General features: G+C 54.9%; 13 protein-coding genes. 4 read left to right on the top strand and 9 right to left on the bottom strand.

Annotated elements, in window-relative coordinates:
* The first annotated feature begins 16 nt into the window (after positions 1–16).
* Complete coding sequence (locus KJY78_RS03590) at positions 17–790, top strand: response regulator transcription factor (RefSeq protein ID WP_431732324.1); 774 nt, start codon at positions 17–19, stop codon at positions 788–790.
* Positions 791–929: 139 nt separating this feature from the next.
* Here the strand turns inward: KJY78_RS03590 and KJY78_RS03585 are convergent, their stop codons facing one another.
* Entirely contained in the window at positions 930–1,754 is an 825-nt protein-coding gene (locus KJY78_RS03585; protein ID WP_214337237.1) for a biotin--[acetyl-CoA-carboxylase] ligase, read from the bottom strand.
* Positions 1,755–1,809: 55 nt separating this feature from the next.
* Here KJY78_RS03585 and KJY78_RS03580 point away from each other — a divergent pair, with 55 nt between their 5' ends.
* Entirely contained in the window at positions 1,810–3,417 is a 1,608-nt protein-coding gene (locus KJY78_RS03580; RefSeq protein WP_431732327.1) for an acyl-CoA carboxylase subunit beta, read from the top strand.
* A gap of 1 nt (position 3,418) precedes the next feature.
* A complete protein-coding gene (locus KJY78_RS03575; protein ID WP_214337235.1) occupies positions 3,419–3,745 on the top strand; it encodes a hypothetical protein in 327 nt (108 codons plus the stop codon).
* Here KJY78_RS03575 and KJY78_RS03570 read toward each other — a convergent pair.
* From KJY78_RS03570 to KJY78_RS03535, 8 genes are all read right to left on the bottom strand, one after another.
* Complete coding sequence (locus tag KJY78_RS03570; protein WP_214337234.1) at positions 3,742–3,963, bottom strand: hypothetical protein; 222 nt, start codon at positions 3,961–3,963, stop codon at positions 3,742–3,744. The two genes, KJY78_RS03575 and KJY78_RS03570, sit on opposite strands and share 4 nt — an antisense overlap.
* Positions 3,941–8,032, bottom strand: coding sequence for an AAA family ATPase (locus KJY78_RS03565; RefSeq protein WP_214337233.1), 4,092 nt, complete (start codon positions 8,030–8,032; stop codon positions 3,941–3,943). The genes KJY78_RS03570 and KJY78_RS03565 overlap by 23 nt, the downstream gene beginning before the upstream one ends.
* 73 nt (positions 8,033–8,105) lie before the next feature.
* Positions 8,106–9,398, bottom strand: a complete 1,293-nt coding sequence (locus tag KJY78_RS03560) for a uracil-xanthine permease family protein (protein WP_214337232.1) — start codon at positions 9,396–9,398, stop codon at positions 8,106–8,108.
* A 236-nt stretch (positions 9,399–9,634) separates the two neighbouring features.
* Positions 9,635–9,826 (bottom strand): hypothetical protein, encoded by a 192-nt coding sequence (locus KJY78_RS03555; protein WP_214337231.1) that lies wholly within the window; start codon positions 9,824–9,826, stop codon positions 9,635–9,637.
* A gap of 10 nt (positions 9,827–9,836) precedes the next feature.
* Positions 9,837–10,652 (bottom strand): CYTH domain-containing protein, encoded by an 816-nt coding sequence (locus KJY78_RS03550; RefSeq protein WP_214337230.1) that lies wholly within the window; start codon positions 10,650–10,652, stop codon positions 9,837–9,839.
* A gap of 3 nt (positions 10,653–10,655) precedes the next feature.
* Complete coding sequence (locus KJY78_RS03545; protein WP_214337229.1) at positions 10,656–11,207, bottom strand: hypothetical protein; 552 nt, start codon at positions 11,205–11,207, stop codon at positions 10,656–10,658.
* Positions 11,208–11,328: 121 nt separating this feature from the next.
* Positions 11,329–12,621, bottom strand: a complete 1,293-nt coding sequence (locus KJY78_RS03540; protein WP_214337228.1) for a nucleotide sugar dehydrogenase — start codon at positions 12,619–12,621, stop codon at positions 11,329–11,331.
* 51 nt (positions 12,622–12,672) lie between these two features.
* Entirely contained in the window at positions 12,673–14,475 is a 1,803-nt protein-coding gene (locus KJY78_RS03535) for an ABC transporter ATP-binding protein (protein WP_214337227.1), read from the bottom strand.
* Between the two features lie 78 nt (positions 14,476–14,553).
* On the opposite strand from KJY78_RS03535, the gene KJY78_RS03530 reads away from it, so the two are divergent.
* Positions 14,554–15,720, top strand: coding sequence for a glycosyltransferase (locus tag KJY78_RS03530; RefSeq protein WP_214337226.1), 1,167 nt, complete (start codon positions 14,554–14,556; stop codon positions 15,718–15,720).
* The last annotated feature ends 47 nt before the right edge of the window (positions 15,721–15,767 follow it).

The following is a 15,767-nucleotide window of genomic DNA, read 5'->3' as shown; positions in this document are numbered from 1 at the left end:
ACTTTGGAACAAATTAGTGACTGTCGAAGATAGAGTGCCTCCAGAAAATTCGCCTGCGCCCGCACCGAGGGGCACTCCCGCACCGAGCGGCACATCCGCCGCAAAATCCACCAAAATACTGATTGTTGAAGACGACAGCGCAATCCTCAATATGCTTGAGATCGCGCTGCGACACGAAGGTTGGCAGATATGCACCGCGAGGAGCGGATCCGCCGCCCTTGCGCAGGTGACAGCACACAACCCGGATCTAATCGTGCTCGACATTATGCTTCCCGAAATTAGCGGCATCGGAATAGTCGCGCAGCTGCGCGAGACCGGGCATACTCAGCCAGTGCTGTTTTTAACCGCGCTCGACGAGGTCACCGATAAAATTAAAGGGCTCACCGCCGGCGGCGATGATTATGTCACCAAACCCTTTAGCGTGGCAGAGCTGATTGCTAGAATCCGCGCGCTTTTGCGCAGATCACAGGCGCACAGCACGGCAGCTCCAGAGCAACGCCTGCAGGTTGCCGATATTGTGATGCACGAAGACACCTACGAGGTAACACGCAACGGCGTGAACATCGAACTAACAACAACCGAGTTTGAGCTGCTGCGGTATTTAATGCGCAACACCGGCAAAGTGCTCTCGCGAGAACAGATTATCGACCGGGTTTGGTCGTATGATTACCAGGGCAAAACCAGCGTTGTTGAGCTGTACATCTCGTATTTGCGGCGCAAGCTAGAGGTTGCAGGCGGAGATAAAATAATTCATACTGTGCGCGGTGTCGGGTACACTCTGCGCCCTTAATTTAAGGGGAATTTGGCGGATGCGAAGGCGCTGCGCGGGAAGGCACGCTGCGAGCGCGCTATAACGCCGCTGGCGATGAACCACTCGCGGAATGCGCGATGCACGAAACATAAAACCGCACGCAAATATTCACACCACTCTAATTGCGCGCGGCACGCAAGTGCGTTATTTCACCGCTGGTGATCGCGCGCAACACGCCCGCGTCCGTTTGCAGCAAAAGCTCGCCCGCGTCACCGAGCTCAACAGCAACCCCCTCAAGCACTTCACCGCTTACCAGCTCCGCACGCACACGCCTGTTAATGGTCGCTGTGGAAACGGATATTTCACGCTTAAAAGCTTCAAAATCGCGCGCCACAAGCTCCAGCGCGTCACGCGTTCCTGTGACAAACTGCGCGATTATTTTATCCGCCAACGCGGTCGCGCCCGGCGCAGTAATATCCGGATGCCGCGCCTCTGCCGCCCCAGCTGCGGCAAGTGAAATCGCGCCCGGCACGAGCTCTGGCAGCGCGGTAAACATATTAAGACCTGCGCCAATAATAATGCCGTTGTGCGCCGTCTCGCAGAGAATCCCGCACAGCTTCGCGCCCCCGCGAGCACGCGCTAGCTCATCTTGCACATCATCTAGAAGGGGCAAAATAATATCGTTTGGCCACTTCAGCTGAGCCGCAACAAGGTTTTTTAGCGCGCCGCACATCGCATAACCCGCAACCAGCGGCACCCACGTTGGATTAACCGCCGCAAACAGGTGATCCGGCAGAAAATACGACACCGCCAGGCTCTTTCCCGCAGTATCGCTCCAATTGCGCGCCATTCTGCCACGGCCAGCGCGCTGATCCGCTGTCACCACCAGCAATTCTGCTGGCACAGGTTGCAGCCTGGCAAGCTCAAACGCCTCCGCATTGGTGGAGCCGCAGCTTGACAGGTAGTGCGTTGTCACGAGCCTGGAAACGGTGTCAAAAATCATTAAAGTTATTGTATCTGTCTAAAATATGACCCTACATAAAGTTAAGCCCAGTAGTATCTATACTGTGACTGATCAAAACGCTAACGAGAAACTTGTAACAACGGCAGGACGGATCGCCGACCACCGGGAGAAGTATCACGAAGCCGTGGTTGAGCGTGACGCTCAGGCCGCCACGAAGCAGCACCCGCGCGGTAAAATGACAGCCCGCGAGCGGCTCAATGAGCTGCTAGATCCCGGCAGCTTTGTTGAGTTTGACAAGTATGTGCGCCACCGCTCGCACGGCTTTGGCATGGAGAAAAACCGCCCCTTTGGTGACAGTGTGATCACAGGCGCGGGTGAAATACACGGTCGCCAGGTTGCGGTCTACTCGCAGGATTTCACGACTTTTGGCGGATCACTGGGCGAAGTTGCCGGTGAAAAAATCGTGAAGGTTATGGAGTTTGCGCTGCGCACTGGCGTGCCTATTATCGGTCTGCTCGATTCTGGTGGCGCGCGCATTCAAGAGGGCGTAATCTCGCTCAGCAAATACGCGCAGATTTTCAAGCGAAACACGATGAGCTCAGGCGTAATTCCTCAGATTTCTATTGTTATGGGGCCTTCTGCTGGCGGCGCTGTTTACTCACCTGCGCTCACAGATTTTGTGATCATGGTGGATGAATCCAGCCATATGTTTGTAACCGGTCCTGACGTAATTAAAACCGTAACGGGCGAAGATGTTGGCTTTGAGAAGCTTGGCGGCGGTCGCACACACAACCAAACAAGCGGGGTCTCGCACTATCTTGCGAGCGACGAGCTTGACGCCCTGGATTATGCACGCACCCTGATCGGCTATCTGCCCGATAATAACCTCGCGGAAGCCCCGATTTACGACAGTGACACCGCCTACGAAATAACCGAACGCGACCGCAAGCTGAACTCGCTAATTCCAGACAGCGCAAATCAGCCCTACGATATGCGCACGGTTATCGAGACCATTGTTGACAGCGGCGAGTTTTTAGAAGTGCATCCGCTTTTTGCCCCGAACATTCTGGTCGGCTTTGGGCGCGTTGAGGGTCGCACAATCGGCATAGTTGCGAACCAACCAAACCAGATGGCGGGCACGCTCAACATTGATGCGAGCGAGAAAGCCGCACGGTTTGTGCGATTCTGTGACGCATTTTCAATTCCGATTGTGACGCTCGTTGACGTACCCGGCTATCTGCCCGGCGTCGATCAGGAGCACAAAGGCATAATTAAACACGGCGCAAAACTGCTGTACGCATACGCCGAAGCGACGGTGCCGCTGGTCACAATTATTACGCGCAAGGCCTACGGCGGCGCCTACATTGTGATGGGTTCAAAAGAAATGGGAGCGGATTTCAACATCGCGTGGCCGACAGCTGAAATAGCAGTAATGGGCGGACAGGGCGCAATTAGTATTCTCTACCGTAAGGAAATTGCCGCCGCGACCGCAGCTGGGGAAGACGTTGCAAAACTGCGCGCTGAAATATCCGCAAAATACAATGCGGAGGTAACAAGCCCGTTCCTGGCTGCTGAGCGCGGTGAAATTGACAACGTACTAGAACCCGCAGGCACTCGCCTTGCAGTGATTAAGGCGCTACGCGGATTGCGCGGCAAGCGCAGTGAAATGCCAACCAAAAAACACGGTAATATCCCGCTTTAAAATGACAAAGCACAATTCACCGGCAACCCCGAAACAAAAATCCACACCCGTGAAATGCGGTGTCGCTGCTAATGCGCCGCAGAGCGCTTTTGAACGCGATACTGCTAAGCGCGCCGCGAACCCGGCGGATAACACCCTTAAAGCAGCTGATTTCACCTTCCGCACCCCCGGTGTTAGCGCCATCGAGCAGGCCGCGATTGTTGCGGTGCTTGTTAGCGCGCGCGGCGAGGAAATGGGTCGAGTGCGCCGAGTTGCCAGAATAGAACGCCAGCCCTGGCGGCGTTCGCAGCGAATCCCCCGCCAAATAACCGAGTTTTTAGACGGCTAAGCCCAGTGCGGGGGTTTTTCACGCAGCAATCGCTCTGCTGCGCTATCAACTGCACTGCGAGCGTCTGCTGCGGAGCTACCGCGCCTGGAAGATTCTGCGGTAATCTCCTGCAGCGTTGTCGTTACGCTCTCAGCTTCTTGCAGCTCGCCCTCAAAATCGGCGCGACGCTTAACCCGCCGCGCTTCTTTAGCGGTGCTATTGCGCTGCTGCGGTGTCATTGTCAGGGTTATCCGCTGCCGAGGTCTCTGCTGCGTCAGTCACACCAACACCGGCATTACCAGAGCCAGCATCGACCGCCCCGGCAACGTCATTATCAGCATCAGCAACGCCAGCCGCACCGGCATTAGTAACACCCTCTTCGTAACCTATAATCTCGGCTATTTTTGCCGCAACAGCGTACGGGTTCTGCAGCATATCAAAACTCTGCACGCGCTGATAGTGCCAGCCCAAACGCCGCAGCACCGCCGGGCGCAGCCGAAGCACGTGCCTGAGCGAGTCTTCATCGCCACTGAAATCAATATCAACAGCAATTGCCCGATCGCCCAGAGCCGCCGCAATTGGAATCGCGTGCTGATAATTCACAACCACCCGCAGCCCCATTTTCTCGAGCAAATCAGCGAGTTCAAGAATCATCGGGTCAATTTCCGCAGGCATCTGCGCCTCGGGTATTTCCACGCTTGTTTCAGATCCCAAAACCGCCGCCAGCTGCTCTACTCCGTGTTCTCTGATACCCTCCAGCTGCTCAAAACTGAAGCAGCTCACTATCACCATGCCGCGGCGCGCGCGGGTCATAGCAACCGCGATTAACCTGTCTCCGTCGGGAGTGCTCAGCATTCCGAAATTAGAAAGCACTTTGCCGTGCGGAGTACGCCCGAATCCAATCGAGAAAATCACCCGGTCACGGCTCAGCGCGGCGGCCTCTTCGAGAGTGACAACAGTGAATGGCTCTGCGTGCTCGCCCAGAATAAAATCACGGTGTTGCGGATGCTTCGCAAACTCTGCCAGCACCGCCTGCCAGGCACGCACAGCGTGCTTTCGGCTCGCAGTGATCACCATCAGTGACTCACCGGGACGTTCTGCCGCGTGCTCCAACACCAGCTCAACAACCCTCGCAACCTCTGCTGCTGTGCTCTCAACCGTCACAGTTTGCCGGTCAAGCTCGCCCTGCCCTTGCCGCACAAAATCAAGGGTCAGACTCGAGCGACCCAAGAAAGTGCCAGCCCACGGCAGAGTTGCGATTTCACCGTTATAGAACTTAATGTTTACAAGGCTTGTGAGATCCGCACCCCCGGCACGATAGCTGCGCGTGAGTTTCAGCCGCGGTAAAACCTGCTGCAGCGCGTCATAGGCGCTCTGCCCGGCTGCGACCTCCGCAGGCAAACTAATGCCACTGTATTCTGCCTTGGTAACTGCGATATTGAATCGGCTCGGGTTTTGAATAACGGGATCGCCGAATGCCACCACCTGCGCAGCACGGCGGATCGCACCCACCGCTTCCACCAGGCTAAAGGCGGCCGCATCCACCAGCAAAACTGTATCAAAAAACAGATTGTCTGGCAAAAGGTGCGCCTCGTATGGCGAAACCGCCCACACTCGGGTGAGTGCGTTCATAATATTTGGTGCCTGCTCACAGAGCATTTCCGCTGTTGCCCTGTCGCGGTGAAGCGCGCTGTGCAGACGCTCAGCCTCCGCCTTGTTGTCAAGCAGCGCAATATGCCAGGCATCCGCCAGTTTCGCGGCAAGGTGTGCCCCGTTGCGACTCGTATATGCCTCGTCAACAAGCCTAAAGTCAATTGCTAAGCGCTCCACAACCGCGGTGTCACCGCCGCGCAGGTCGAGATTTGTTTCGAGCATTCTACTCAGCGCGGTTTTCCACCACGCCTGCTCAAGCTCAGTGGCGACCTGATCCGCATGCACATGGCGGGCGGATAGATCCGTCAGCAACTCATCAAGCTCAGCCTCACGCATTTTTTCAACGATCGCAGTGCGCTCTTGAATATTTTTAAGAATCTCGCTCGGCTCTGCCAGCAGCACGAGCCGTTGTTTCAGCGCGTCAATTGGCAGCTGCATCATTTTTGCAGCGTCAGTTTCGGGCAGCAGCACCGCGTCAAGACTCTCAAGATCCTGCTGCAGAGTTGTGAACGCGGTTGCCACGGCCGACAGCCCCAGCGGCACCTCTGGGCGCGCGCCCGGCACAGTGCAATAGCGCTGCCACATTTGCCGCTGCTTTTGAATCGCCGTTAGCTGTGCGTACATATCCGTCACGTGAACACCAGGGCGCACATACTCCTGCGCGAGTTTTTTAAGGCGCTTTTTGTTCGCCTTTGTCATCACCTCATCAGGAGTGTGTGGCGCGTGTGCGGTGATCAGTTCTGTTAGCGGACGGTCGTAAACTTCGGGGTTAAAGCGATCCAGCGTGCGACCGATGCCGTTTAAGAGATTGAGGTATATACCAAGCTCGTGCACGCTGTTGTAGGGGCGCAGCGCAAGATCTTTCAGCATCTGCCCGCTCAACGTAACCAGTCGCGGCAGTTTTGTTTCTGCCGCATCAACGGCCAGGTTGTAGATTCTGCGCGCGTCTTCCGTGCTGTTAAAAGAAACCCCGTACCAGGGCGAATCCGCAGGGCCGTATTCAAACTGCCCGAGCCGAGCCACCTCGGTTAACGCTTCCGCGACCGCCGAACGCTCCATCGCCAGCGAAAGCAGCGCGTTATCACTAAGCCTAACCTCAGTCTGCGGCGGATTTTCGAGCCGTGCCAGTTTCACCAGCTCGCGCATCGCTTGTATCGCCGACACGCCCAGCTCTGGATCAATGGCAGATAACGCCTGCCGGTGATCAATCAGCACCTGCCTGATCCGCAATAGCGCCTGCCCAATATCTGCGGAATCAACAGGCTCACTGGCTTCGTTGCGGCGAATCCCCTCAATCAGTGAGCGCCTAAGCCTGCGCGGGGTTGTTAGCAGCCCCTCAAGCCCCACACGATTAAGCCGGTGCGAAATGCCGTCAATAGTTGCGTAGCGCGGCGACACAACGAGCACGCGCTTACCAGCCCAAACGAGTTCCCCGAGCGCGTTAACAACCGTCTGCGTTGCTCCCGTGCCCGGCAACGTATGCACAACCAGGGAATGCCCCGCCGCTATTTGCGCGATCACATCGTCCTGCTCAAAATCAGAGTCGTACAGGCTACGATCGGTTTCGGGAGCACGATTGTTAGGTGAAATCGGGTTCACCGGGCGATAGTCGCGGCGCAGTTTTTTGGTCGCCACACTATCACCACTCACCGCGCGGAGCACCGTTGAATCAATGCGCTCGCCCAAATCGTGCTGCATTTCATAAGCCACCGAGCCAAAAGACGACACAACCAAGCGCGGTTGCACGCTGAAATCTGCCACGCCAGCAACCATCTGCCGCAGCCTGTCAATAACGGGTTGCGGCTTAAAAACGCCCTCCTGCTGCGCAAGCTCAATCAGTGTACACGCATCAAGGGCAATTCCGAACTGTTTGCGCAGCGCTCTGATCAGCTCCGGGTTTACGGCGGTCAATGATTTTAATTTAATTTCAAAGTCGTGCCCGTATCGCCGTATTGCGAGCGGGCGCAACAGCAACGGCGCACAGAAATCCACTCCATCGGAGCGCCACTGCACAATTCCAATACCCAAATGCACGGTTTCCAAACCGCGCATATTGCGCATTTCAATTGCCTTATCGGTAACCCGGCTCGCGGCCTGTTTCGCCCGACGCAGCGCAATATTATCGCGGATCAGCGAACTAAGCAGGGTTTTTTGCCCCGCAATAAACTGCGCTGTGCCGCTCGGATGAGCCGCAGAAAGCTCGATTCTGTTAGCCTGTGTGTCTTCAAAATAGAGCAGCCCGTTTTTGCCACCAATTTCGCTTATTTCACGCCGCCAACCCGCAATAATCTCCTTGTCATCAATCAGCTCTTCCGGCTCAATCTCAAGTTTTACGGGATTTACGGATTTCACAGGCTTTACAGGCAGCGCTGGCGACTGTGCCGCCTGATCCACTGCTTGCTCGATAGGTTCGGTTACAAAGGAGTGCTGCGCAGCTAATGTTTCATGTGAAACATTTTGCTCTTGCAGCTCGTTGTTGCCGAACACAGCGTAGAAAATGTCCTCGTGATCTGCGCCCTCCGCGTAATCTCCCGTATCCACGGTGTCATACGCAGCCGTAATCTGGTAGTCTTGGTTTAACTCGTAAGACTCTTTTTCATAGTCTGCCAAGGTTTTGCCGCGACCGCCTGAGTTACGCCTAAAAGGATTCCACATACTTTTTAGATTATGCCTTTAGTCTGAAATAAAGCATACAGCTCGCCGACTTCATAATTATTAGCCCCTGAGTTTAGTACTTCACGACGCGCTGCTCACGACAGCGCACCTTTTGCACCGCACGCATAAAGTGGTACACCGCAACCGCCGCAACCGTGCCCAGCGCAATACCATTAAACAGCAATGTGCCTGTGTCAATCAGGAAGTTAGCAATTCCCACAATCAGAGCAACCGCCGCAGTGAACTGGTTAATCGGCAGGTTGAAATCAACTCTGTTATCGATCCATATTTTAATGCCAATAAGCCCGATCAATCCGTACAGCGCCACCGTCACACCGCCCAGCACTCCGGCAGGAATCGAGTTAATAACAGCGCCAACCTTGGGCGAAAAGCTCAAGAAAATGGCAAACAGCGCCGCCACCCAGTAAGCCGCCGTTGAAAAAACCCTGGTCGCGGCCATCACACCGATATTTTCGCCGTATGTTGTTGTGCCCGATCCACCACCAAAACCGGCAAACACGGTCGCAACACCATCCGCAACCAGCGCACGCCCCATCAGCGGATCGGTATCGCGCGCCATCATCAGCCCGACGCTTTTCACGTGCCCCACGTTTTCTGCCACGAGCACCAGCACAACCGGCAAGAACGAGGGCAGCAGACCCCAAAGAGCTGGATTGTCTAGCGGATTTGAAACCGCGTGAAACTCGGGAAGCCCGAACCACGCGGCCTGCTCAATCGCGACGGTGTCAACATTGCCCGTAAATAACGCCACAAAATAGCTAACGATCACACCGAGCACGATTGAGAGCCTGCCCAGAATACCCCTAAAAAGCACCGTTACCAGCAATACCGAAATAATTGTGACAAGCGCAATAACGGGTGACTGGCTAAAATTATCACGCACAACCGGCGCCAGGTTAAAGCCGATAAGAGCAACTATCGCGCCCATCACAACCGGCGGCATCAGCGTGTTAATCCAGGAGATGCCGAGAAAATGCACGAGCAAACCGGCAACAAACAACAGCAGACCGGTCATCAAAATACCAAAGCTGGCAACTCCCAGATCACCCTGCACGCCCGTTGCAACCGCGATCGGCGCGATAAACGCAAACGATGAGCCGAGATAGCTGGGCAGCCGGTTGCCGGTAATCAGTAGAAACAAGATTGTGCCAAGCCCCGAGAAAAACAGTGTCGCCGTTGGCGAGAACCCGGTAATAATGGGCACCAAGAAGGTAGCACCAAACATCGCCACAACGTGTTGCGCGCCGAACCCAAGGGTGCGCACCCACCCGAGCCGCTCCTCCGGCAGCACAATCGCATCCGGTGCGATATCTTTTCCGTTGCCGTGCAGTTTCCAAACAGCCATAATTCTCCCGCTATAGTACTTTAATCACAGCTATTTTACTGCACCGCACGCCCTCCAAACAGCACCACTCACAAAATTCACCGGGTGAAAGGCAGCAGCACAGATTTTTTTAATTGGTAAGTGCCGCGCAAAATCACAGACGAGTCTTATTTAACCGCCCGGCGCTTAAACAAACCGGGGCGTCTACCTTAGTTATCTAACACCCCCGAGCTGGCTGCTCAGAACCGCAGGATCACCTACCTAGCGTCGCGCTCTGGCGGCTTAGTGAGCGCGCCAACGGCGAACCCGAACGTGACGCCCGCTGCCAGCCAAAGCCAAAATCCGGTCAGCGCACCAAGCACAGCGCCTACAATCAGCCCCATAACAAGCCCGAGCACAAGCTGTTTCACGCGGGCAGCATCCGGAAGATTAATTTTCTTGTTTGTCACGCAGGCAACCCTACTCGCCTTTTTCCAATAACTGCTGAACGTGCGCGCGCAGCGCCGCAATTTGTGCCTCCTGCTGCGGTGCTAGCGGATACGCTCCCGCCGCAGCGTCAAACCACGGCACGAGATCAAGCTGCGGCATCCTGCCAGCCCACAGGTCAGCAACCTCCTGCAGCGCAAGCGCCGCAATGAGCTGCGGCGACTCCTGCTTGGTCAGCGCTGTGGGCAACAGAACTCCCGCGGCACGGGCGATTTTTGAGCCCGCCAAAGAATCATAAGCGCCGTTTGCAGCAAGCGTCTCGCGCAGCCACGGCAGCTGCTCGCAACTCTCAGTGAGTGCTTCAATCTCCCACTCTCGCCAAGCACGGACAACACCCGTGCACAACTCCTGAGAGTGCACGGTGTCATCCGCTATCTCATAAAGGGGCGCACCCTCGGGTGTGCCGAGCACCAGAACTTTGCGCAGCGTCACAATCTCGGCGAGCGGCTCAAGCTGCGCGACCGCTCCGGGCACAAAACCGTTAATAGCATCCGCCGCATCACGCGGGAGCTCATCTTTTGCTCCGCTCCAGTTGTATTCTGCCTGTTTTGCGCTAGTTATCCGCTGTTTCAGATGCCAACCAGCATCTTTACCGCCCTCGCGGTATCTCACAGCAAGCTGTGCCCGTGCCAAATCGCGCGCCGGAGTGTCGTAGTACCGCGCGCGCAAAACGTGCTCTTCGCGCGCCAGCACAGCAAGATCGTGACCAAAAAACTCAGGCAGCTTGGCAGTTAACGACGCTTCAAGTTTTAGCTCAACTTCAATGTGCGGGGTTTGCCCAACCGTCACCGGTTAATCGCCCAGACCTTGCGGCAGTGCAACAGGTTCGCTGCTGCTTGCGGGCGCTGCGGGAGTGAGCGGACTTGACACAACCGAAACCTGAATAACGCTCTCGGCAGGCTTAAAGTCTGCCGAGTTATCCGGCGTGAAAACCGCTTTGATTTCGTGATCTCCCGCCAGCGGCGTAAACGCCAGCTCGGTTTTTCCATCTGAGGTGCTAACAGCGGCTGGATCAACAGCAATGCCATTGACAAAAAACTCGAACTTGCCGGGCGCCTGCTCTTTTGCAAACGCGCCAACTCTGAGCTGCTGCCCGTCAATAATTTTTCTGTCGCTAATACCAAGAAAAACCTCGGTTTCTTTTGGCTCAATATCTGCAGCCGATGCGCTCTCTGCAGCCTGCGTACCCTCTGCAGTCGGTGCGCTCTCTGCAGCCATGACCACTGCATCAATATCCGGCGCGTCCTCCGCAAAAGCGCTCTGGCTCGCAAAAAACAGCCCGCCAGCGGTTAAAACGGCGGTAACAACCCCTGCGGCAACACCAGCAATTACTTTTCGTTTCACGTGAAACACCTATCCGGTTGTAAACTACAACCTATTGGTCACAAAAACTTCTCTTAATCCATACTGGCACAGAGTCTCTGACTACACAATGACAATTTATCGCCCAATCACAAACCCGGTGCTAGCCGCACCCGATCACAAACCGCGCAACACCTCGCCAGTTCTCCGGGCTGGTGTGATTGCGGCCGTCAACAAAAAGCTTAATTCCAGGCAGCTGCGCGGGCGTTAAATCCTTATATTCCGGATGATCCGCCTGCAAAATCGCAACTTCAACCGGCTCGCCCAGCTGGTAAGAAGCAAAGCCGGAAACAGCAAGCTCCTCAGCTGTGTACAACGGATCATGCACACTCACATCGGCATTTCGCTCGCGCAGTGCTGCAACCGTTGCAAAAACCCCTGACAGCGCGGTTTCTTTAACCCCGCCGCGGTATGACGCGCCCAGCACAGCAACTTTTACACCCGCCAAATCGCCAATAATTTCTGTTGTCTGCTGCACAACATACTCGGGCATTGTTGCGTTGAAAACACGCGCTGTGCGTACAATATCAGCGTCCGGGTCGTTCGCGAGATACAGCCGCGGATACACGGGAATACAGTGTCCGCCAACTGCAATTCCAGGCGTGTGAATGTGACTGTGTTTTTTAGAGTTACAGCCCTCAATAACCCTGTAAATATCAATCTCGTTTTTTTGCGCAAAGCGCGCAAACTGATTTGCGAGCCCGATGTTCACATCTCGGTAGGTTGTTTCCGCCAGCTTAGACATTTCTACGGTCTCTGCAGAGCCAAGATCCCAAACACCGTTGGCGCGCGGCAAATCATCGCGCACGTCAAACTCGAGCACCGCTTCATAAAACTCGCGTGCCCGGCGACTGCCCTCCGCATTTAGCGCGCCAATAAGTTTTGGATAGCGGCGCAGGTCTTTATAGACGCTCCCGGTCATAACACGCTCAGGCGAGAATGCGACATAAAAATCCACACCCTCTTGTAGCCCAGATATTTCTTCAATCAGCGGAGTAAACCTGTTCCGGGTTGTTCCCACGGGCAGCGTTGTCTCGTAGCACACCAGCGCGTTTTTACTCAGGTGCGGTGCAAGAGCCTCAGTTGCGCTATCAAGCGCGGTGAAATCTGGCTCCCAGGTGCTCTCGTCAACCAGCAGCGGCACAACCACAACAACAACATCCGCACCAGGAATTGCCGCGCTGTAATCGCTCGTCGCCCTAAGCTGCCCAGCGGGTACCTGATCCGCTAAGAATTCCAGCATCCCAGGCTCGCACGGAAACGGCTCGCGCCCCTGATTTATTAGCGCAACAACATTTTCATTAATATCAACGCAAACAACACTGTGACCTCGCGAGGCATACTGTGTTGCAAGGGGAAGACCGATTTTCCCAGCACCTATAACCGCTATTTTCACGCTTCTAGACTAACAGTGACGACCTAATAATTGCGGTCAACATACCACGCACTAGCTCAACTCTCCGCCCAGTCCAGCCAGTTCTGCCTGTTTTCTGAACTCGGGAACAGCCCTTGCAACCTCAGCAAAACTTCCCACACTGCGGATTTTTCCGTCCGCAACGTAACAAATCAGGTCGTAGTCGCGCACTGTCGCAAGGCGATGTGCGATCGTTATAAAAGTAACCTCGCCCGCCAGCGTGTTCATTGCCTCCATAACCCGCTTTTCAGTTTCAGTGTCGAGCGAGCTCGTTGCCTCATCTAGCACCATTATTAGCGGATCGGTGTACAGCGCCCGCGCAATGCCGAGGCGCTGCTGCTGCCCGCCTGAAATCTGCGCTCCGTTTTCGCCCATTTTAGCGTTCAGGCCGTCGCGGCGATCGCAAATATCGCTCAGCTCAGCCTGCGCCAGAACCCGCAGAATCCGCTCTGAATCGTGAGTTTCGCCCCAGGTTAGCGCCACATTCTGCGCGACTGTGCCGTCAAAAACAGCAACCTTTTGTGGCACGTAGCCAACCCGGCTGCGCCACTCCTGCAGAATTGAATTGAGCGAAATATTATCGATCGTTATTTTACCGCTTGTTGGCACGCTCAGCCCCAACAAAATATCCACCAGGGTTGATTTACCGGCTCCGCTCGGGCCGACAATGGCAACCCTGCTGCCAAAAGGAATTTCTAAATTAATATCGCTAAGCACGTTTTTATCGGCACCAGCGTACCTGAAATTAACGTTCCGCAGCCGCAGTTGCTGTGGATTTTGCGGCATTAGCGCGGTATCTGCGCTCGCGTTTGCATCCGCTGCCACCACGCCACGAGAGATGTTAGCGCGCTTTAACTCGGTGATCACGTCGCGCGCATACACCTCAGCAGCCTTTGCCAGCGAAATTGAGCCCTGAATCGAGTTCAGCGCGGGAATCATTCTAAATCCCGTGGCCGCGAACATCGCGAGCGAAACAACGGCTGATTCGGCTCCGCCCAGCAAATAAGAAGCCCCACCAACTAGCAAAAAGCCGCCAATTAAAGCCGCGTCAAGCATATGTTTAGGGATCGCCACGTAAAATGACAGATCCGCCCGCGCCTTGGTTGCACTCTGGCGCTGCCCACGCACAACTTCGGCGACGTGATTGAGCTTGCCGCGCAGAGTCACCTCTTTGAGCGCCTGCACCATCTCCGTCATCACAGTGGCAACCCGGTAGCTAATATTTCTGTTGGTTTCGCCAGCCAGCCCCGAGCGCCTGGAGATCACGCGCAGCATAACCAGAGAGATTAGCGCGAGATACACAAAACTCAGCAGCGCGATAATCGGCTGGGTTATTATAAGCACCGAAAGTACGCCCATAAACGTAAAAAAATTGCCCGGCACGTGCGACAACGGCACAATAAACTGCATATTTGCATTCGCCATCGCGCCGTCAACAATGCGCGTTACCTCTGCGGTGCTGTAGCGTGAGCGCTCAGCCCACGGGGCGCGGATATAAGCGTCAAACAGCTGCTGCCCAACGGCCAGTTCGTAGCTGGCAAAACGCCGGGTTGCATACCAGTGCAGGGCAACAGCAAAAGCCCCTTTAATAACAAACAACAAACAGATTATGAGCAGCAGCCACACCGTGTGCTCACGCTGAATTTCACCTATTACCGGCAGTTTCACCGTAAGGTTGCCAATCAGCGGGGTTACTGTAAGCGCAATTAGACCGAGCGCCGCCGTGTCTAGCAGAGTGAGCGAGCTCGTAATGATTGAGTACCAGATATAAAAAGACTTCGCACCTTTGGGCAGCACACCGCACAGTTCCCAGAGTGTGCGCCAAATATTTTTCACAGATTAAGCCTTAATTTTAACGATTAGGATGTTCTTAATTTTACCACCCGTAAGAAATGCGGTATATTTTTAGGCGCAATGCATTTATGGATCGTCAGCAGAGTTTACCGACCAGAGCCTGGCGCTGCCGCAGTTTTTTTAGGTGCTGTTGCCGATTCCACAATCGAAACAGGGGGTCAGGTTACCGTTATAGGCGCCAAACCAACTCCGGAAGTGGCGCAAAAATACCGCAAAATACCGGGCGAAAAATTGGTTTTAGCGTCGGTTTTGCGTAACGCGCAGGGTTATATTCGCGGATATCTGCAGTATTTAAGCTTCGATCTGCCTCTGCTCTGGCGACTTGCGGTACACCCAAAACCGGATATTATTTTTGTTGAGGCTCCGCCAACAACCGGCGCGGTTGTAAGCATTATCAGCAAACTCCGCAAAATCCCTTACGTTTACAGGGCGGCAGATGTCTGGTCAGAGGCTGCTAAGCACGCAACCAACTCTAAAATCGTATTGTGCCTGCTGAAATATGTTGAAAAGTTTGCGCTCAGAAACGCCACCGAGCTAATTGCTATGTATCCAAGCGTTGCCAAACAGGTGCGCGCACTAGGCGTTAAAACCAAAACAACTATCGCCGGAGTGGGCGCAGAAACCAATATTTTTAACTATCGCAGCGTGCCGCAGCGCAAAGAATTTATTTACCCGGGCAGTTACACCGAGCTGCACGGAGCGAGCGTGCTAATTGACGCCTTTAAGATTTTTAGCGACAAAAACCCGGGCTATAAACTCCGCTTTATTGGCACTTCAACGCCCGATGTGAAAGCAGAGATGCAGCACAAGGTCAACCAATACGGTATCAGCTCGCAGATTACCTTTGAGCCCGCTGTAATACCCGATCAGCTGGCGGGCGAGCTTAACAGCGCGGTTGCTACGCTGGCAACGCTAAATCCCTACGGGCAATACAGCTTTGCTTTTGCAACAAAAATCTACTCGTCACTGGCGAGCGGATGCCCAACCCTGTTTGCAGGTCCCGGGCCAACAGCAAAGTTTATCGCTAACAACCCCGACTCGCAGAGCGTGGTTGCGCAGTATGATGCGCAGCAAATTGCCGCCGCAATGCAGAAAATAGCGCGCAACCCACTCACCGCTGCGCAACGCCAAGAACTGGCAGAGTGGACAGCGCAAAATTACTCGCTTAAATCAGCGGCGGATATAACCGTGGCGCGCCTTACTGCGGCAGCCCACAACGCCCGCTAAGCAGCCAATAAGTGGGCATTTGCAACAACAGCGCACTCGCGCGAGGG

Origin of the sequence: Canibacter zhuwentaonis (assembly GCF_018531145.1) — a bacterium.
Lineage (GTDB): Bacteria > Actinomycetota > Actinomycetes > Actinomycetales > Microbacteriaceae > Canibacter > Canibacter zhuwentaonis.
This window is presented reverse-complemented; position numbering and strand designations above follow the sequence as displayed.